Here is a 17,277-nt window from a genome sequence, read left to right as displayed (position 1 = left end):
AGGTGACTTATTATAAAGATACTTATATCCCCTTTTATCAAAAAATTTTATTTTAAACATAAAAGATATTCTAATAAATAATTAATGTAGGTAAAAAGAAAAAAATCCCAAAATACAAAAACCAAATTTTAGGATATATATTATTAATATTGAATTCATATACAATTTAAAAAGCTACACTGAGCAAAAAACAAAAAAGCTGCCCCATATGGACAGCTCATTTACATAATTATCGTTATCAGGAATACACAAACAAATCACTTCAATATCATCTTAATTGTAGTTTGTTCGGCTCTTCTTCAGGGATATCTCTATGTTTGTAATGAATCGTTTTTACATCATTTCCTTTTATGCGAAAAGTAATTGTGTCCTCTCCATAAGGCGGATTGTGTGCACCCTCAAAAGTTTGAATTTGAACAGTTACATAAAAAGTATAGTTTGTTGTATCTTTTTTTATTTCAAGTATTTTTTCAGAACCTCGATACCAAAGTTTTGGTTCCTTATAATAGTTTTCAACCTCTTTGCTTATCGGCTCCAATAAGAGCTCAATTACTACTTCTTTTAAAAGTTTTTTTGGTACAGGTATTCTGTTGATTTTCTTTCTTTTTACATCTATAATCCTCCAAAAATCCCCGCTCTTTTCAACGGTATAAAGAACATTCGTACCGTCCGCTTTCAAAAGATGAAAATAACCTTTATTTCCCTTAGTATATAATCGTGGTTCATTAATCCACTCACCTTCTGTTTGCACTATCCCTAAAAACAACTGAGTAAGTGGCGTTATCTTATAATCTAATTGGTTAAAGCCTCCAAACGAATAAAGTTCATAACCGGTTAAATCTATGCAAAAATTTCTGTTTATATCATTTTCCTTTTTTACAATTGCTTGAGCAGAAATGCAAGGTAATAAAAAACTAAACAGACATATGATGCTAACCATTGTTAATCTTATTTTCATAACATCAATCCTCTCTTTTATTAAGATGCAACAAAAGAGAGGATATTATTGATTAGGGCATAGGCTAAAAAATTAAACTCCCCCATTAACTAGCTCGTTTATCGAGTTTAATTTTGAAGAAAGCTCGATAAACCATTCTTCATCCCCTGTTAATAATGCAAGATCTATAAGATAAAGGATTTGTTCCTTATTTATTACCTTTGATTCAGGGAGCTTGTTAACGTGTTTACTAAAGAGTAAAATCGCTTCGTTTATTGTGTACTGGCCGTCACGTTTCACAATACTAACTGTAACTATATCCTCTACATCATCAAGTGATACAATATAACCAACTATTAATTCACCTTCATTTGATATTCCACGAACCCAATCTCCTACTTTTAAAACATGATTATTATTTGACATCATACCGTTTCACCTTCCTATAAATATTTTTTGTGGCGATAAAAAAGATATAAAAACAAATTATACTGTAATATTTTTCATTACATTTAAGTGTTAAGAACTCACGGCTATATAATAATTAAGCCGCTTAACGCTCTTGATTGATAAGGTCAACAACTTCTTTCATTGTATAATTCTTTAAGTATTCACCTAGATGCTCTTCAGCACCTAAGAAAATAGCGAAAAGAACTTTTCGCATGTTCGAACCTACAACACACTGATTGTTTGATTCTGGACACTTCGGCTGCAAAGCACCTTCAGAGGTTATCTGATAAATATGCCAAAGATTAATTTCATCTAAATCGCGAGCGAAAATAAAACCGCCACCAGTCCCCTCTTTCGATTGTATAAACTTATGTTTTTTTAACAAACTTAGTACTTTGCGAATGCGTACTGGATGTACACCTGCACTTTCTGAAATAGCATTACTTGTTGACATCCGATCTGGCTGTAAAGCTAAATAAGTTAAACTGTGTATGGCCAAGGTAAAGTCGCTGTTCATTGTTTTCCTCCTACAATCAAAAATATTGTTTCTCCTATATTAACATACTGTAGCCATAAACATTACAGATAGGTTAGTTGAACGTTAAAATATATAAGAACCACTCTTAGCATAAAGAAATAGATTCCATAACTTCATTTAGCTTTTTAAGTTAAAAATACATTTAAACACTCCACTGTTTCTTCACTTGTTCTTCTGCCAACTGTTTAATTTTTTTCCATATCGTATCTTTATTCACAATAACATTTGTTTGATAATTTCTATCGTTATAATTAACTGTAACGCATACTTCTATCATTTCCTTCTTCCTCCTTTCATACAAATTTCTTATCTATATTTAAGTCCTGAAAAGTCTTAGATTTAGTTAAAGCCTCTAACGTGTAACTTCACTTTTTAAATAATCCAATTTAAAAGCCCCACTGTTTTTTGACTTGTTCTTCTGCCAATTGTTTAATTTTTGTCCATATCATATCTTTACTTACAATAACATTTGTTTGATAATTTCTATCGTTATAATTGACTGTAACACATACTTCTATCATTTTCTGCTTCCTCCTTTCATACCACTTTTCCTAAAAAATATTACTTATTAATTAGCCAACTTTTGCAGTTCAATGTTTAAAAATGTTCGGACGCTACGTGGTAAAAATTTGCGAATTTCTTCTTCGTTAAAACCAATTTGCAATCTTTTTTCGTCCAGCATAATCGGGCGACGCAACATTAGTGGATGCTCAATTATTAATGTATAAAATTCATTTAGCGAGAGCTCATCAATATTTATATTTAAGTCCTGAAAAGTTTTGGATCTAGTTGAAATAATTTCAGTAGCCCCCTCTTCAGTTAAACGAAGAATCGATTTAAGCTCATCAACTGTCATAGAATTTGATACGATGTTTTTTTCAATATAATCAATTTGATGCTCTTCAAGCCATGCTTTCGCTTTTCGGCATGACGCACAGCTTGCTGTTGTATATAGAATTACCATATTTAACTCACTCCTTTAATGTTATTAAACGTGCATTTTAAATATCGCTTATTGAAATGTATTAAAAAAAATTACAGTTTAGAATCAAATTCACATAATGTTAGTTATTCAGCAATGTTTCATTTATCTCTATTATTCATGCTACATTTTACAGACGTTAACAACTCACTTTTAAAAATCTTACTGTAATTTTAAACTTTACAGTTCAATTAATCAACTGTTAAGTCTTGGATTAATTTTAATAACACAACAAATTATTCTCATGTAAAATTCCCCATAGCATGATGGCTCCTTCAAAGCACATTTCACGCATTTCTTGCTTACAAGTGCTATTATGGATTATATTCATCCTAATAAAAAGTACGTACTTTAAAGTGTTATAGGTACTAAAAAGGAACATATGCATTTTCAAGTGCCATTCTGCTTATTTCTCTCTTACATCGGTTATTATGACCGATATTTAGCACAATAAATAGTACGCACTTTAAAGTGTTATAGGTACTAAAAAGAAATAATTTTAGTATTACAACGGATGTAGGCTCACAACTGTAATCTAAATTCATCAAAGGAGTTTTTTTTATGAAGACATATAATATTCCTGTAGAAGCGACTTTAGAAGTTATTGGTGGAAAGTGGAAGGTTGTTATCCTTTGTCATTTAAAAAAAGGAACAAAAAGAACGAGTGAATTAAAACGTTTAATGCCTGGTATTACGCAAAAAATGTTAACGCAACAATTACGGGAACTAGAAGAAGATGGTGTAATCCAAAGGAAAGTATATGACCAAATACCACCGAAAGTAGAGTACTCTTTAACGGATTACGGTTCGTCTTTAGGAGCTATACTTGATTCCCTCTGTTCCTGGGGAGAAGTTCATCTTGAAAAAACCGGGAACACATCCATGCTGATTACTGCTGATGAATAATAACTGTAGAAGACATAAAATAGGTTGAGACAATACTTGCCTCAACCGTTTTTTATGTCTCTTTATAATTTTTTGCCGTAATGACTGTTTCAAACTCAAAGGTTTCCGGTAAATGATCTGCGTAAGAATATTCAAAAGTTCGTCCATCCGTTAAGTAAGCTACTTGCTCAACTCGCATTAGGAAATCCTGATTTGTTAAGTTCATAAACTGCTTTTCCCTATCATCTGGGCGAATTCCTTTAACCCTGACAACAGATGTCCCTACTTCAAGACCAAGTTTATTTTGAATATGTGAGTATATCGACTCCTCTAAAACAGAAGCCTCAACACCTGGGATAACCGAAATTGGCATCCATGTATGCTCCATAATCGTCGGAATGCTGTGAATGATGCGAAGGCGAATGATTTTATAGACGAAATCACCAATTGAAACTCCCAATTTCTCAGCAACTACTTCATCAGCACCTACAATCGCAAACTCGATAATTTTACTTTCTACCTCACTACCGTAAACAGCTTTCGTACCTGTTAAAGTTTGAATCATTCGTGCCTTTTCCTGCTGATGCCAATCTTGTACCACTGTTCCACTTCCGCGCCGACGGATAATGTAGCCGTCTCTTACTAATAGATCTAACGCTTTTTTAATCGTAAGTGCTGAAACATCGAATTCTTCAGCAAGGACGGAGCTACTCGGAATTTTTTCGTTGATTTTATATTCACCGTCTAAAATTTGCTGTTTAATCTTTTGATAAATGCCGAGGTATTTTACTTGTGTTGATCCGCTTGCCATTTCCATACCTCCTTTATACCGCAAACTCTCTTCTATTCATTCAAATGTAAAGCCTCAAGTTTGTAAACTGAAGGTGATGGGGCAGCAAATCCGTTTTCCAAGATTTCAATATTCGTTACTGCTTCTTCATCTTTCACAAGTTTTGGTGCACCATTTACAATTGTGTCATACGCTGCATCATAGAAACGACCGTAATCACCAAGCGGTGTTTTAATTTGTTTTTCAATCCAGTCACCATTTGCATTACGATACTTAGCAACTCCATAGTACATCGGTGAATCTTCACCAAACCCTGCACTCTCAGGCATAATCCCCGCTTTCAAATCATTTTCTTGCTGATCTTCACCGTATTTAATAAATGATCCATTTGTTCCATGAACGATAAAGCGTGGATAATCTTTCGCTACGACATGGTTCGTTTTCAGTTTAATTTTCAGGTGATTTCCGTAATGTAGACCAACATCGAAATAGTTATCAACCGCACCTTCCATTTCATTATTACGAATATCATATGTTACCGTATCTGGACGGCCAAATAATGAAATCATACGGTCCATCGTATGAATACCTAAACTGTAAAATGAACCTTCTTCTTTTGGAGCTTCATGAGTGATTGAACCAGGACGGAAATAATCAATATGTGATTCAATCTCAATAATATCACCAAGGAATCCTTGCTCAACTACTTGCTTTACAGCTAAAAAATCACCATCAAAACGACGGTTTTGATAAGGCATAACGACTACACCTTTCTCTCGTCCTAAAGCTAATAATTCTTTCGCATGTTCTACTGTATCGCAAAATGGTTTTTCAACGATAACTGATTTTCCGGCTAGTATAACTTTTTTTGCTAATTCATAATGCGTATGTGCTGGCGTACAAATCGTCACAACTTGAATTTCTTTGTCATTCAACAATTCGTCTAAATCAGTAGTGAAGTAAACACCTTTTTCCTCATATGGAGCCGCTAATTTTTCATTTATTTGACGTACAAAAATTGTTTTTACTTTTATATTATTACGTGTCTTTAGATAAGGTAGGTGATAACGGTTAGCTGATTTTCCAAATCCAATAAAGCCCATTGTTAATGTCATGTTCTTCAACTTCCTTGCTCATAAATTTTCGTTTCTACATTTATTGTATATTTTTATCTTTAAAAGTATATAGTTTTAATTTCAAAATTATATATCAAAAAGTCGAGAAAGAAATCATTTTCTGATTCCCATCTCGACTTTACGTTATAGACTTATATCCTATCATCATTTTATTTATACTCAATGACTTGAGAGCTACTTAGTTATATACTCTTATTCATACATATAAGAACGTGTCATCGGAATTGTATCATTAATCCCTTTTGTAAATACAAATTGATGTAAATCAATATTACCTGTAAAGAACGAAGCTGCACATGCATTTAAATATAAACGCCACATGCGGATAAATCGCTCATCTTTCGTTTTGCGAACTTCCTCTAGTACATTTTCATAATTTCGAGCCCAATGTTGTAATGTATTCCCGTAATGTCTACGTAAGCTTTCCACATCAACAATGAAAAATTGTTCGTTTGTCATGTTCGTGATTAATTCGTTAACAGCAGGAACATACCCACCAGGGAATATATATTTTTCAATCCAACCATTCGTAGCACCACCATTAGCCGGAGAAGTAATACAATGCAGCAGAGAAATCCCGCCATCATTTAGTAGTTTGTTAACTGTTTCAAAGTATTGCGTAATGTTGTCTTTTCCTACATGTTCGATCATACCTACACTAACAATTTTATCAAATTTACGATTCTTAATATCGCGGTAATCAAGTAAAGATACTTCAACTAAATCCGTAAGTCCCTCTTGTTTAATTCGCTCGGAAGTCTTTGCAAATTGTTCCTCGCTTAATGTTACTCCCATCGCTTTCACACCGTACTGCTTAGCGGCAGCTGTAATGAGCTCACCCCACCCGCAACCGATATCTAATAGCGTATCACCTTTTTGAAGGTTCAACTTTTTCAAAATATGATTCACTTTATTATGCTGCGCTGTCGTTAAAGAATCTTGTTCATTTTGGAAATACGCACAAGAATATGTCATTGTCTCATCAAGCCATAATTTATAGAAATCGTTCCCAATATCATAATGGTGAGCAATATCTTCTTTATTTTTTTGTTTTGAGAAATTCCATTTACTTTTGAAATATTGCAACTTACTATCACCTAAAAAGCTATCCTGCCTTTTATAAATAGATTGAATTGCTTTTTCAAGATTACCCTCTATTTCAAGGTCTCCATTCATATATGCTTCACCGAATGCAATAGAAGGATCCTTAGCAATTTCTTTTTTTGAGAGCGGCTTATGGAATGTTATATGAAATTGAGGTTCCCCTTCGCCATATTGTATTGTTTCTCCATTCCAAAGTGTAATTTGAACTGGATCTGAAAACAGATTTTTAAGTATTTTTTTATAAAAAAGTTCTTCAACCATAAAAACATCTCCTACTAAAAAATTGAACAAAAAACTATACTAGTTAATAAGTCTTTTTGAACATAGCTTAAAATCGTTATGACTTCTTGCTACGAGTGTCATTATAAAACGGTTATATTATGAAGCATAGTACGTACTTTAAAGTGATGTAGGCACTTTTAAGTACCCATGACTGAAACAGGTCCTCAAAAATTTTACTTTTCATCATAACAACTTTCTAAAGTTTTAAAACGAAAAACACCACCTCGTCATTAGGTGGTGTTTTCAATATTACATATAGAGATTTCACTTAACTTCTGTGTTTTTTCTATCTATGCATCGTTCTCCCCACGCGGTTAATTGATTTAATACATTTTGTAAAGACCACCCATAATCGGTTAGGGAGTATTCTACTCGAGGGGGAATTTCTTTGTAAATTTCACGTGTAATCACACCATCTTCTTCCAGCTCACGTAGTTGCTGCGTTAACATTCTAACAGAAATTTCAGGCATCAAACGTTGTAACTCACTCGTTCGCTTCTTCCCTTTTGTTAAGTGACATAAAATAACGACCTTCCACTTTCCCCCGATAATTTCTAAAGTTGCTTCTATAGGTATATTATATTGTTTCACGCGATCTCCTCTCCTTTTTTATAAATTCCTTATCTATTGTTACGTAAAAATAAATAATTTTCTATACGGCACATTTTAGTTCCTACAGCACAAAAAAGTACCTATATTACAAAAAAGTAATTATGCTGCTTAAAAATCTCCCTCTATACAAAAAGAAAAAACGAACGTATTCTCGTTCGTTTTTTCTTTCTTTATTCAGCTGCGGTTATAAGCATAGACGTGTTACCATTCTTTTCAAGATGATTTTCTCCCCAGTTACAAAGAGTATCGAGTATAGAATCTAAAGAATGACCGTAATCAGTTAAAGAGTATTCTACTTTTGGTGGCACTTGGTTATACACTTTTCTCTCGATTACACCATCTTCTTCTAATTCACGTAATTGTTGCGTTAACATCTTTTGTGTAATACCAGACATTAATTGTTTTAATTCGCACGTTCTCTTTTTGTCTTTCTTTAAATGACAAAGGATAACTACTTTCCACTTTCCACCGATAACCTCTAAAGTTGCCTCTACAGGAATATTGTATGTTTTCATATAAAAATCTCCTTTAATAATTTTATAAGACAAATAAGCTAAAATATTTAAATATTACTTTTAAGTATCTATAGCACCTTAAAGTACGTACTTTTTATTGTGTTAAACATGTTTCATAATAGCATACGTAAACAGCAGATGAGTAGTACGGCACCAAAAAGTACCTGTATTACTTTTTAGTATCTATATCACTTTAAAGTACGTACTTTTCATTATGTAAAATACATTTCATAATAGCATTTGTAAGAGTTGAGTGAGTCATGCAGTGTTAGAAATTACCTGTTAGTACCTGTACTTTAAAGTGAGTATTTTTATCATACATTTTGTCAGACGATGAAATGACATGTTTTCATTTTCACATCCATTCACAATGAATAAATAATTTTCAAATACATTTTAGGAGGATATCTATAATGAGTAAATTACTAAAAGAAAAAATCGGGTTTGGTACAGCACCACTAGGAAATATGTACCGTAATATCCCAGAGGAAGAAGCAATCGCTACAGTGGATGCTGCTTGGGAGAATGGCGTTCGTTACTTTGATACAGCTCCACTTTATGGATCTGGATTAGCGGAAATCCGTCTTGGTGAAGCACTGTCAAAAAGAAATCGTGATGATTACTTTTTAAGCACCAAAGTAGGTCGAACGATTTCAGATGAACTAGAAGATCCATCTGCACGTGATTTAGGTGAAAAAGGCGGACTTTTCGAATTTGGTCGCAAAAATAAAATGATCAATGACTATAGCGCAGATGCAACACTTCGTTCTATCGAGCAAAGTTTGAAACGTTTAAAAACAGATCGTCTAGACTTTGTTTTCATTCATGATTTAGCACAAGACTTTTATGGTGATGAGTGGATTTCACAATTTGAAACAGCTCGAACAGGAGCATTCCGTGCGCTAACACGTTTACGTGAAGAAGGAGTTATTAAGGGCTGGGGGCTTGGAGTAAACAAAGTAGAATCAATTGAACTTATGCTTGATTTAGAAGAAGCGAAACCGAATATATCCTTACTAGCTGGTCGCTATTCATTATTAGACCACGAACGTGCATTGCAACGAGTAATGCCTGCAGCTGTAAAGCATAATATGGATATTGTTGTTGGTGGCCCATATAGCTCAGGTATTCTTGCTGGCGGCGCTCACTTCGAATATCAAAAAGCATCGCCAGAAATTATTGCAAAAGTTGAGAAAATCAAAGCTCTTGCAGATCGTCACGAAATCAGCATCAAAGCTGCTGCACTACAATTTTCACTAGCCAATCCAGCAGTTGCTGCTGTTGTTCCTGGTGCAAGTAAACCGGAACGCATTGTAGAAGACCAAAATGCCTTAAACACAGTAATTCCAGCAGCATTCTGGGAAGAAATGCGCGAACAAAAATTAGTAGCACCTAATGCACCACTACCAATCAACGTAAAATAATAATATGACTTTAATCAGTGGGAGCATCCCCCACTGATTATTTACCCGTAAATACCGGGATGAAAAGGAGCGTAATGAATATGGCACATACTACTACATCTATGGAAATTTTTGCTTCACCGGAACAAGTATGGCAATTAATCGGAGGTTTCAACTCCCTTCCAGACTGGTTACCTTATATACCTAGCAGTAAATTAACTGAAGGCGGTCGTGTACGTCATCTAGCTAATCCAGATGGCGATACAATTATAGAACGATTAGAAGTATTCAATGATAAAGAGCGCTACTACACATATTCAATCATGAATGCACCATTCCCAGTCACTAATTATTTATCTACAATCCAGGTTAAAGGAGGTACTGAAAGTAACACATCGTTAGTAGAGTGGTCTGGTACGTTCACTCCTGTTGAAGTTAGTGATGAAGAGGCAATTAATCTGTTTCATGGCATTTACAGTGATGGACTGAGAGCATTGCAGCAAGCATTTCTAGATTGATTCATGTAATTGATTGAGACAAAAAAGTAAATTAACAGTCAAATATTCGATTTTTTTAGTTAAATTCATTATAAAAGATAAACAAATACAAATTTCATGCCTGCTTGTTAATGACAAGAAATAAAAAATACTACCCCCAAATGGAAGGTAGTATTTTTTTATTAATCAGGAAAAACAATTAATCCCTCTTCTTTTTCCTCCTGTTTTAAATCTTCTTCTGGGAAGGTTACAGTTGAATTTTTATCACCTGTTCTTTTTGTTTCTTCACCTGGAAATACGAAAGTTGAATTTTCTTTTCCTTCATTTTTTTCTACGTTATCTGGAAATACCATAGGATCATTGGTAGTCAAATCACTATGAAATCCAAGGTTAGACAAAATTGCTTTTAAATCTGGTAAAACCCCTATTTTATCAGATGATGGGTTATTAGACTTTGTGCCTGTATTAGGATTACTTAAAATTGCTCTCAATTCTTTTGGTGTATATGCCTTACCTAAATGTTCTTTAGCAATCCCTTGAATCGATACAGCAGCCCCAGCAATTATAGGCGAAGCGCTAGAAGTACCACGGAAATTAGAAGTATAACGATTAGTTATGTTCTGATCTGTAACTTTTTGTCCTTTACTATTTTGATTTTGATATGTATCTAATGTATCAACATACTCTCCCCAACCATATACATCAATTCTACTACCATAGTTAGAGAAAGCTAAACGTTTATGAGGAACTCTTGCAGTAGATGCTCCCACTATAATAGCTCCTGAATCTTTAAAGTCTTGACTGTTTCGATTTAAAATCTGTTTACCATTACGGTCTTTAAATTCATCTAAATCAATCCCACCATTACCAGCTGCTTCTACAATAATAATGCCTTTATCTGTACCTTTGCGAATTGCGTTAAATATACTCGGGTATACTTCTACTGGTAAAGGGTCATCTCCATATCCATCATATTTAAAGGATTCTTCTATTAATAAAACATCTCCAGCCTGTAAAGAATCTACGGCACTTAAAATAGCATCTCTTACATCAATTCTCCCATTGTCAGCTGCAGAAACAACACCTAGAACTGAAGTACCATGAGAAAGATCATTACTCATTTTTCCAGACATAAATTCAATATTTTGACCGACTAAATCTTCATGATTTAATAACCAGCCTTCTTCCAAATCTACAAAAGTTGCCCCCTGACCATTCCCTCCTTTAATTCCCCAAGCATAAGGAGCATTAATTCCTAAAGGTGCCTCTTCAAGATATCCCTGTCTCGAAAATCTAGGTTCATCATAAGGATTGACTGATGATAATACAGGGAATCTCGAGCCAGTTGTTGTATTTATACTCTTATTAGAACGAACTTGTATTTTACTAGAATCGTCATTAGCAGCATGTACTGTATTTGTTACAAATGTCGTACCTACCCCAGCAAAAGTTGTAATTGCAAGTGATGATATCAACATACCTTTAAAATTTTTCATTTTTCCACCTCTAGTTTTCTATTAGAAATAACATATTTCATAATGTGTATGAACTGAAAAGCATTTTATCTTATTATAAAAATTAATAGATTTTTATAACTTTTTGATTTACATAAAAACTCCCTTCATTCTTGTAATTCAATGTGTACATTTCAAAATAACAAACTTACTGTAACTATTATAGTTACACCTTTATTGATTTTCAACTACGAAATATAAATTTTTAAAAATAAATTTATATTACTTTAAAACAGAACTCGCCTTTTAAGCACATAAAGTGAAACTTTAATCAGTGGGGTTTTTGTTCATCCCCCACTGATTATTAGCCCTCACCAATGGGGCGTTTACGGACAGTTAATGCGGGATAAAAACGCAAAATATCTGTCCAAATTACAGCGATCAATAAGTTTATGGACCGCGAAAGAAATACGAAAAAGCAAAGCACTAAGTGCTTTGCTCCTTATAAAATCCCTTTTAACTTTTCACCAATTAACTTCGCTACATACTCATAACCTTCTGGCCCAAAGTGTAATCCATCTTTTTCATCATTTTCTACAAATCTTTTATAATCCCGTTCTTGAATCATTTCAGCATACAAATTTAAAAAATAGCTTCCTGTTTCTTTTGCCACTTCCTCTACCACGTCTGCATACTGACTCAGCACTCTATTTGTTCTATTATGCTGTCTTTCTTCATCAACTGGTGCAGGACTAATCAGTAGTACTTTATCTGATGAAACTTGGTTCACAATCTTCTCTAAGTTTTCGTTATATGCTTGTAATGACACTTGAGAAAAAGAAACTGCATCATTCGTACCAAGAAAAACTGTTACGAAATCTGGTTTATATGATATTACATCTTCTTCAATTCTATTTAACGCATCGAATGTATTATCACCTGGAACACCTGCATTCACTACTTTCCAGTTCGGAAACATCTCTTGCAAACGTGGTGTTAATCTCGGCATTCCATCAAAAAATGTTTCATCAGCTGTAATACTATCTCCAAAACATACTAACGTTTTCATTAAGCTACTCTCCTTTTACGTATGAAACAACTTTCCTTCTATTGCTTTTATATATCTGTCAGCAGAACGTTCAACTGCCTCATTTGCATTTTCTTTTACTACTCGATGAAAAGCGTTGTATAAACGATTAAACTGTAACGGCTTCACTCGATTCACCATTTCTTCCACTTTTCTCGCTGGTAGTGGAATTAAGTTTGGATAGCTGTACATGAAGCTTACCCACCGCTCATCTGCTACAACTTGAATAATATCACCTGTTAACAAAATTCCTTTTCCGTCATTACCTTCTTCCCAATGTAAGACAGATCCACCTTTAAAATGTCCCCCTAAACGATGAATGACTAATCCATCAGCTAATTGTAAAGACTCACCAGACCAATAAATAATACGACTACTCGGACGCATCACCCACTCTTTATCATCTTCATGTATATAAATTGGTACATCAAATGTCTCTGCCCATTCTACTTGCGTTGAATAATAATGAGGATGAGACAATGCAATCGCATCTAATCCGCCAAGCTCTTTTATTTTCGTAATTGTCGTTTCATCTAAATACGTAATACAGTCCCACAGTAAACGATATGACTCTGTTTTCACTACAAATGCCGTTTGACCGATCGCAAATCCTGGTTTTGTTGTAATACTATAAAGTCCATCTTCCTCTTCGATTATTTCATTTTTATATGTATCACCAATTTGTAAGCTTTCTAGTGTCGTCCAAGATTGTCCTTTTGGATTCACATATTGCCTCTCTTCATCACAAATATGACAACTCACCGGTTCTTCTACACTCGCTGCATACTGCACGCCACACGTTGTACAAACGAAATTTTTCATCATAATTTCCCCTATCCCTATATTTTTATTAAGCTGACTTTTGTTGATAATGATCTGCTTTTTTATTTTCAATTATTAAACTTATAAAAGTAAGTAAATAGACAACTGTAACCGATAATGGAATTACAGTAAATCCTTTTTCTGCAAAAAGAATCCCGCAAACTGACGTTACAAATACAGTCCCTACTGACAATAAACCATAACTTTTACTTTCATAAATCCATACGTACGGAATAAAATGAACACCTATTAACATCGCTACTACAAAAGGTAACCATTCTGGAAATTGAAAATAGGCAAGTAATACAAGTGGAATATTCAATACATTTATTCCACCAATTAAGCCTGCCAAAACCCCTAACGGATTTCCTTTCGCAAACATATCAATCTTCAATATAGCAGCTATCATTAAGCCAAAAGGAAACACACAGCCCATACCGATTAAATATACCCACACCACTTGTTTTTCAGAAAGAACAAATCCCGTTATACTCATAACTATCCAAAATAAAACGCCGGCTAATATAATCGGTAGGCCTCTCTTCGTTTTTATTGCTAAATCCTTTTTCGCTTCTGCAACATTCATCTCACTATCTCCCCAAAAATATTTGTACTATAAAGTCACCTCAACCTCACCCATCCAATAACGCCAAGCTTCTAAATAATCTTCTAAATCTTTCGGGTGGTGCCGTAAACATGTATCTATACGCAAATATAATCCTATGACTATTTCTTCATATAAATCACGGTCATTTTTATGAAATACACATTGTTTCATCGCATAACCAATCGTTTCTTTTGTTAAATCTTCCGGAGTTGAACAGAACGCATAAATTAAATCATATATAGGATCTCCTAACACTGGTAAAGGATCAATTACACCGTGCAGCTCATTCTCTTGAAATATAAAATTATGAAATCCAAGATCACCATGCAATAAAAATGGCTGATTTATTCCAGTCCCCCTACTTGGATATTTGCTAACTTAAAAACCGTTCTATACTCTTCCTCATTTATGTAACGTCTTACATTTTCATGAGCTTCCATCACATTTGTCGTTAAAAATTCATTCCAAGATTGAACTAGGTTTTCTTTCCATCCCCAGCCATCAACCTCTGTAGCTACTTCATACTCATTGATAACTTCTTTTACAAGTTTACAAAGAACACTCCGTTTATAGCCTAGTTTGCAAGAAGTTGTGCCCTCAAGGAATGAGTAAACAATATAGCGATTTAAAGGTTCCTTATATAAAAGCTTTGGAAATAATTCGTCCTTTTTATAAAACTGAAGAAAATAAACTTCTTCACGTATGACATCCGATTCATTCAACTTTACAACGTATTGTTCATCTAACAAATATATAGTACTTGCCGTTCCCCCGTTTAATGCTTTTACGCTATTTGGATAATGTGAACTAACTTTTTCCTTAACTAGTTGTGCAGTGATTATTGAAATGTCCATTCTCTCACCCTTTAATTCGGAAGATTCCCTTAATTCAAAAGACAACTTTACTATTATTTGACAAACGCAAGGGAAATCCTCCCAACCATCCTAATATAACAAACAACAATTTTATTTTATTACAATGGCTTTCTTCCATATCTCATTTATGATAACGTGATTTTATCACTCTAAATGCTCTTCATATACTCTAATAATTTCTATTGCAGGGTCTATGTCTTGTAATTTATGAGCCAAACTTTCTACACCAAACACTTCTGTAAACGTATGACTGCCTACAATTAAATTAATCCCTTTAAATTTCGCATGTTGCACTGTATATAATGTTTTTTCACCTGTTATGTACGTGTCACACCCTTTTTCTAATGCACGTTCAATCAAATTTGTATTGTTTCCTGCACCGGTTAAAATCGCAATCCGTTTTACTGGTTTATCGTGATTTCTCCAGCTCTTCACTTTCTCTTCCATTTTTTCTTCAAGTTTTCCAACTAAGTTTGAAAAAGGAATCGCTTCTTTATATTCTCCTATTCCCGGTAGTTCTTCTTCCTCATACGTGGAATATTCCAGTATTGTATCTATCCCAATTCCGTTAAATAACGATGTACACGTGCCAAACTTTACAAAATCTAACGGCAAATGAACCCAAAAATGATTCATTTCATATTGCTTCAATTTCTCAATACAAGCCTCTTCCATACCAAATAAAAAACGCCACGGCGCATGATGTGTAACTATCATATCGACTCCATTTCTATACGCTTCTTCAATAGTTTCTAACGTTAAATTTGTTGTGTAACCGATTTTGTGAAATTCATCTTTACTTATATGAGTAAAACCATATTCATCATCGCCGTATTTATGAAGATGCTCTCCAAATAGTGATGTTATATGTTCGTTAAACTGCTTTATATTCATTTTATTTCTCCTTTCATTTACTTTTATATTTCAAAAATAAGGAAATACTAAATAAAACGTTACATACATATAGGAGGACACCATGAAACCTGAATTTTTAAAAGCTGTACATGATGCCATTGGAAACGTCGAACATATTCATATAGAAGAAAGCGGTGCTGACAGCTTACTTATCCATCATGATGATGCACAGCAATTACAACAAGTCGCTAAAACGCTAGAAAATAACAATTTTCGCTCTGCTTTAAGAACAACTGGAGATGCTTCGTATATTGAAGTGTTGAACAGATAATGAAAGTCCGGATGTATGCCGGGCTTTCTTTTTTATATTAAAACTTCAAACTCTTTCACATACACCGCTGTTCCAGCAATATCTATTTGTAACTTTTCGTTTTCTATCCCTTTCGTTACATAAACAGTTACACGACCATCTTTATTTATTTCCTGTCCTTGCTCAACGATTAAGTCCAATTCATGTTCAAAATCTTTCTCTAAATACTCCGCATAATACGCTCCCATTACACCTGAAGCTGTTCCTGTCACTGGATCTTCAATCGTCCCAGCAAAAGCCAGCAAAAGCTGACGAGAAATGACGGCCATGCATTTGTGCTAGTTCATCATAAGTTTCTAGACAAATTGGGTGAATAGAAGCATTAGGTATTTCTCTTAATACTAACGGAAATGCAGCATTATTAGGTTTCATTCTCTCACACGTATCTAGATTTTTAATCGGCACAATTACAGTCCAGTTTCCTGTACTTCCATATACTATCGGTAAACTTACATCTAAATCATTTACTTCTAAACCAATACTATGAGCTAATTCTTCTTTTGAACCTGCAAAATCTTTAAACCGAGGTGCTGTCTGCCTCATTTTAATAAAGGTTTCTCCATTTTCATTTACACCTATTTGTATTGGTAAAATCCCTGCCTTCGTTTCAATCGTAAGGTTACTTTTCTCTTCTAATAAACCTTTTTCGCGCAAGGCATATATCGTCCCTACTGTCCCATGACCACATAAATCCATTTCAAAACCAGGTGTAAAATAGCGCATTCTTATATCTCCTACTTCTGAGGAAAGAACAAAAGTTGTTTCGTTATATCCAACTTTTCCAGTAATAATTTGCATTTCCTCTTCCGTTAATCCATCTGCTTCTAATACAATACCTGCTGGATTTCCCTTATTTGGTTTATTCGTAAATGCGTCGTAATGAAATACGTTTATAGTCTTCATTTTCTTTTCCCCTTATTTGTCCATTTCTTTATTTTTATAATCAATAAGAAAATTGATCTAACTAGCTTCCATAATCAGCTTTTTGAAATGGACGGATAATGAGTCTATCCGTCTCTACTTCTAATAACGATAGCTTCATTTAATTTCATCCCTCAGAATATTAATTGAATTTT

20 protein-coding genes and 3 pseudogenes are annotated in these 17,277 nt (G+C 34.0%); 4 read left to right on the top strand and 19 right to left on the bottom strand.

The genetic code is table 11. The annotated features are described in order from the left end of the window. Positions 1-268: 268 nt before the first annotated feature. The 6 genes from ACQRBL_RS16885 to spxA form a co-directional block, all read right to left on the bottom strand. Positions 269-958 (bottom strand): DUF3888 domain-containing protein, encoded by a 690-nt coding sequence (locus ACQRBL_RS16885; protein WP_023522571.1) that lies wholly within the window; start codon positions 956-958, stop codon positions 269-271. Between the two features lie 72 nt (positions 959-1,030). Then, positions 1,031-1,366, bottom strand: a complete 336-nt coding sequence (locus ACQRBL_RS16880; protein ID WP_000987464.1) for an IDEAL domain-containing protein — start codon at positions 1,364-1,366, stop codon at positions 1,031-1,033. Between the two features lie 124 nt (positions 1,367-1,490). Beyond that, positions 1,491-1,904 carry an Rrf2-family transcriptional regulator SaiR gene (saiR, locus tag ACQRBL_RS16875; protein WP_001083465.1) on the bottom strand — a complete coding sequence of 138 codons (414 nt, stop codon included), beginning with the start codon at positions 1,902-1,904 and terminating at the stop codon, positions 1,491-1,493. 163 nt (positions 1,905-2,067) lie between these two features. After that, entirely contained in the window at positions 2,068-2,202 is a 135-nt protein-coding gene (locus ACQRBL_RS16870; protein WP_023522572.1) for a BA3454 family stress response protein, read from the bottom strand. Positions 2,203-2,311: 109 nt separating this feature from the next. Further along, positions 2,312-2,446 carry a BA3454 family stress response protein gene (locus ACQRBL_RS16865; protein ID WP_023522573.1) on the bottom strand — a complete coding sequence of 45 codons (135 nt, stop codon included), beginning with the start codon at positions 2,444-2,446 and terminating at the stop codon, positions 2,312-2,314. 47 nt (positions 2,447-2,493) lie between these two features. After that, complete coding sequence (gene spxA, locus ACQRBL_RS16860; RefSeq protein WP_000236189.1) at positions 2,494-2,889, bottom strand: transcriptional regulator SpxA; 396 nt, start codon at positions 2,887-2,889, stop codon at positions 2,494-2,496. Positions 2,890-3,468: 579 nt separating this feature from the next. On the opposite strand from spxA, the gene ACQRBL_RS16855 reads away from it, so the two are divergent. Beyond that, on the top strand, positions 3,469-3,813 hold the full coding sequence (locus ACQRBL_RS16855; RefSeq protein ID WP_023522574.1) for a winged helix-turn-helix transcriptional regulator: 345 nt from the start codon (positions 3,469-3,471) through the stop codon (positions 3,811-3,813). A gap of 52 nt (positions 3,814-3,865) precedes the next feature. Here the strand turns inward: ACQRBL_RS16855 and ACQRBL_RS16850 are convergent, their stop codons facing one another. The 5 genes from ACQRBL_RS16850 to ACQRBL_RS16830 form a co-directional block, all read right to left on the bottom strand. Further along, positions 3,866-4,603, bottom strand: coding sequence for a GntR family transcriptional regulator (locus ACQRBL_RS16850; protein ID WP_016123066.1), 738 nt, complete (start codon positions 4,601-4,603; stop codon positions 3,866-3,868). Positions 4,604-4,635: 32 nt separating this feature from the next. After that, positions 4,636-5,697: an oxidoreductase gene (locus tag ACQRBL_RS16845; RefSeq protein WP_023522575.1), complete on the bottom strand. Its 1,062-nt coding sequence runs from the start codon at positions 5,695-5,697 to the stop codon at positions 4,636-4,638. 213 nt (positions 5,698-5,910) lie between these two features. Continuing rightward, positions 5,911-7,083, bottom strand: coding sequence for a cyclopropane-fatty-acyl-phospholipid synthase (locus ACQRBL_RS16840; RefSeq protein ID WP_006924209.1), 1,173 nt, complete (start codon positions 7,081-7,083; stop codon positions 5,911-5,913). A gap of 285 nt (positions 7,084-7,368) precedes the next feature. Further along, positions 7,369-7,695: a winged helix-turn-helix transcriptional regulator gene (locus tag ACQRBL_RS16835; protein WP_006924211.1), complete on the bottom strand. Its 327-nt coding sequence runs from the start codon at positions 7,693-7,695 to the stop codon at positions 7,369-7,371. 191 nt (positions 7,696-7,886) lie between these two features. Next, on the bottom strand, positions 7,887-8,231 hold the full coding sequence (locus tag ACQRBL_RS16830; protein ID WP_000860820.1) for a winged helix-turn-helix transcriptional regulator: 345 nt from the start codon (positions 8,229-8,231) through the stop codon (positions 7,887-7,889). 413 nt (positions 8,232-8,644) lie between these two features. Between ACQRBL_RS16830 and ACQRBL_RS16825 the strand changes: the two genes are divergently transcribed. Then, a complete protein-coding gene (locus tag ACQRBL_RS16825) occupies positions 8,645-9,655 on the top strand; it encodes an aldo/keto reductase (RefSeq protein ID WP_006924216.1) in 1,011 nt (336 codons plus the stop codon). 80 nt (positions 9,656-9,735) lie between these two features. Continuing rightward, on the top strand, positions 9,736-10,152 hold the full coding sequence (locus ACQRBL_RS16820) for an SRPBCC family protein (protein ID WP_023522577.1): 417 nt from the start codon (positions 9,736-9,738) through the stop codon (positions 10,150-10,152). A 161-nt stretch (positions 10,153-10,313) separates the two neighbouring features. Here the strand turns inward: ACQRBL_RS16820 and ACQRBL_RS16815 are convergent, their stop codons facing one another. The 6 genes and pseudogenes from ACQRBL_RS16815 to ACQRBL_RS16790 all read right to left on the bottom strand — a co-directional run bounded on the left by ACQRBL_RS16815 (position 10,314) and on the right by ACQRBL_RS16790 (position 15,870). After that, on the bottom strand, positions 10,314-11,627 hold the full coding sequence (locus tag ACQRBL_RS16815) for a S8 family peptidase (RefSeq protein ID WP_411995890.1): 1,314 nt from the start codon (positions 11,625-11,627) through the stop codon (positions 10,314-10,316). A 460-nt stretch (positions 11,628-12,087) separates the two neighbouring features. Then, a complete protein-coding gene (locus ACQRBL_RS16810) occupies positions 12,088-12,654 on the bottom strand; it encodes an SGNH/GDSL hydrolase family protein (RefSeq protein ID WP_065484567.1) in 567 nt (188 codons plus the stop codon). A 15-nt stretch (positions 12,655-12,669) separates the two neighbouring features. Continuing rightward, entirely contained in the window at positions 12,670-13,497 is an 828-nt protein-coding gene (locus ACQRBL_RS16805) for an MBL fold metallo-hydrolase (RefSeq protein WP_078994376.1), read from the bottom strand. 25 nt (positions 13,498-13,522) lie between these two features. Beyond that, entirely contained in the window at positions 13,523-14,080 is a 558-nt protein-coding gene (locus tag ACQRBL_RS16800) for a DUF7010 family protein (protein WP_023522581.1), read from the bottom strand. A 27-nt stretch (positions 14,081-14,107) separates the two neighbouring features. Beyond that, positions 14,108-14,955, bottom strand: a pseudogene (locus tag ACQRBL_RS16795) (aminoglycoside phosphotransferase family protein). Between the two features lie 165 nt (positions 14,956-15,120). Continuing rightward, positions 15,121-15,870, bottom strand: a complete 750-nt coding sequence (locus ACQRBL_RS16790) for a Nif3-like dinuclear metal center hexameric protein (protein ID WP_016123072.1) — start codon at positions 15,868-15,870, stop codon at positions 15,121-15,123. A gap of 82 nt (positions 15,871-15,952) precedes the next feature. Here ACQRBL_RS16790 and ACQRBL_RS16785 point away from each other — a divergent pair, with 82 nt between their 5' ends. Beyond that, positions 15,953-16,162, top strand: a complete 210-nt coding sequence (locus tag ACQRBL_RS16785; RefSeq protein ID WP_000801653.1) for a hypothetical protein — start codon at positions 15,953-15,955, stop codon at positions 16,160-16,162. A 32-nt stretch (positions 16,163-16,194) separates the two neighbouring features. Here the strand turns inward: ACQRBL_RS16785 and ACQRBL_RS16780 are convergent. Together ACQRBL_RS16780 and ACQRBL_RS16775 are read right to left on the bottom strand one after the other, a co-directional pair. Next, positions 16,195-17,104: pseudogene (locus tag ACQRBL_RS16780) on the bottom strand (PhzF family phenazine biosynthesis isomerase). Between the two features lie 64 nt (positions 17,105-17,168). After that, positions 17,169-17,243: pseudogene (locus ACQRBL_RS16775) on the bottom strand (GNAT family N-acetyltransferase); the annotation flags it as partial. Positions 17,244-17,277 lie beyond the last annotated feature (34 nt).

The sequence above is a fragment of the Bacillus sp. AF62 genome (assembly GCF_050312695.1).
GTDB classification, from domain to species: domain Bacteria; phylum Bacillota; class Bacilli; order Bacillales; family Bacillaceae_G; genus Bacillus_A; species Bacillus_A cereus.
Note: the sequence above shows the minus strand (reverse complement) of the source record. Positions and strands in the feature narration are given on the sequence as shown.

Bases quoted from the DNA above. Each gene is read 5' to 3' on its own strand.
- ACQRBL_RS16885 (WP_023522571.1), bottom strand. From the start codon at position 958: ATGAAAATAAGATTAACAATGGTTAGCATCATATGTCTGTTTAGTTTT.
- ACQRBL_RS16880 (WP_000987464.1), bottom strand. From the start codon at position 1,366: ATGATGTCAAATAATAATCATGTTTTAAAAGTAGGAGATTGGGTTCGT.
- saiR (WP_001083465.1), bottom strand. From the start codon at position 1,904: ATGAACAGCGACTTTACCTTGGCCATACACAGTTTAACTTATTTAGCT.
- ACQRBL_RS16870 (WP_023522572.1), bottom strand. From the start codon at position 2,202: ATGATAGAAGTATGCGTTACAGTTAATTATAACGATAGAAATTATCAA.
- ACQRBL_RS16865 (WP_023522573.1), bottom strand. From the start codon at position 2,446: ATGATAGAAGTATGTGTTACAGTCAATTATAACGATAGAAATTATCAA.
- spxA (WP_000236189.1), bottom strand. From the start codon at position 2,889: ATGGTAATTCTATATACAACAGCAAGCTGTGCGTCATGCCGAAAAGCG.
- ACQRBL_RS16855 (WP_023522574.1), top strand. From the start codon at position 3,469: ATGAAGACATATAATATTCCTGTAGAAGCGACTTTAGAAGTTATTGGT.
- ACQRBL_RS16850 (WP_016123066.1), bottom strand. From the start codon at position 4,603: ATGGCAAGCGGATCAACACAAGTAAAATACCTCGGCATTTATCAAAAG.
- ACQRBL_RS16845 (WP_023522575.1), bottom strand. From the start codon at position 5,697: ATGACATTAACAATGGGCTTTATTGGATTTGGAAAATCAGCTAACCGT.
- ACQRBL_RS16840 (WP_006924209.1), bottom strand. From the start codon at position 7,083: ATGGTTGAAGAACTTTTTTATAAAAAAATACTTAAAAATCTGTTTTCA.
- ACQRBL_RS16830 (WP_000860820.1), bottom strand. From the start codon at position 8,231: ATGAAAACATACAATATTCCTGTAGAGGCAACTTTAGAGGTTATCGGT.
- ACQRBL_RS16825 (WP_006924216.1), top strand. From the start codon at position 8,645: ATGAGTAAATTACTAAAAGAAAAAATCGGGTTTGGTACAGCACCACTA.
- ACQRBL_RS16820 (WP_023522577.1), top strand. From the start codon at position 9,736: ATGGCACATACTACTACATCTATGGAAATTTTTGCTTCACCGGAACAA.
- ACQRBL_RS16815 (WP_411995890.1), bottom strand. From the start codon at position 11,627: ATGAAAAATTTTAAAGGTATGTTGATATCATCACTTGCAATTACAACT.
- ACQRBL_RS16810 (WP_065484567.1), bottom strand. From the start codon at position 12,654: ATGAAAACGTTAGTATGTTTTGGAGATAGTATTACAGCTGATGAAACA.
- ACQRBL_RS16805 (WP_078994376.1), bottom strand. From the start codon at position 13,497: ATGATGAAAAATTTCGTTTGTACAACGTGTGGCGTGCAGTATGCAGCG.
- ACQRBL_RS16800 (WP_023522581.1), bottom strand. From the start codon at position 14,080: ATGAATGTTGCAGAAGCGAAAAAGGATTTAGCAATAAAAACGAAGAGA.
- ACQRBL_RS16790 (WP_016123072.1), bottom strand. From the start codon at position 15,870: ATGAATATAAAGCAGTTTAACGAACATATAACATCACTATTTGGAGAG.
- ACQRBL_RS16785 (WP_000801653.1), top strand. From the start codon at position 15,953: ATGAAACCTGAATTTTTAAAAGCTGTACATGATGCCATTGGAAACGTC.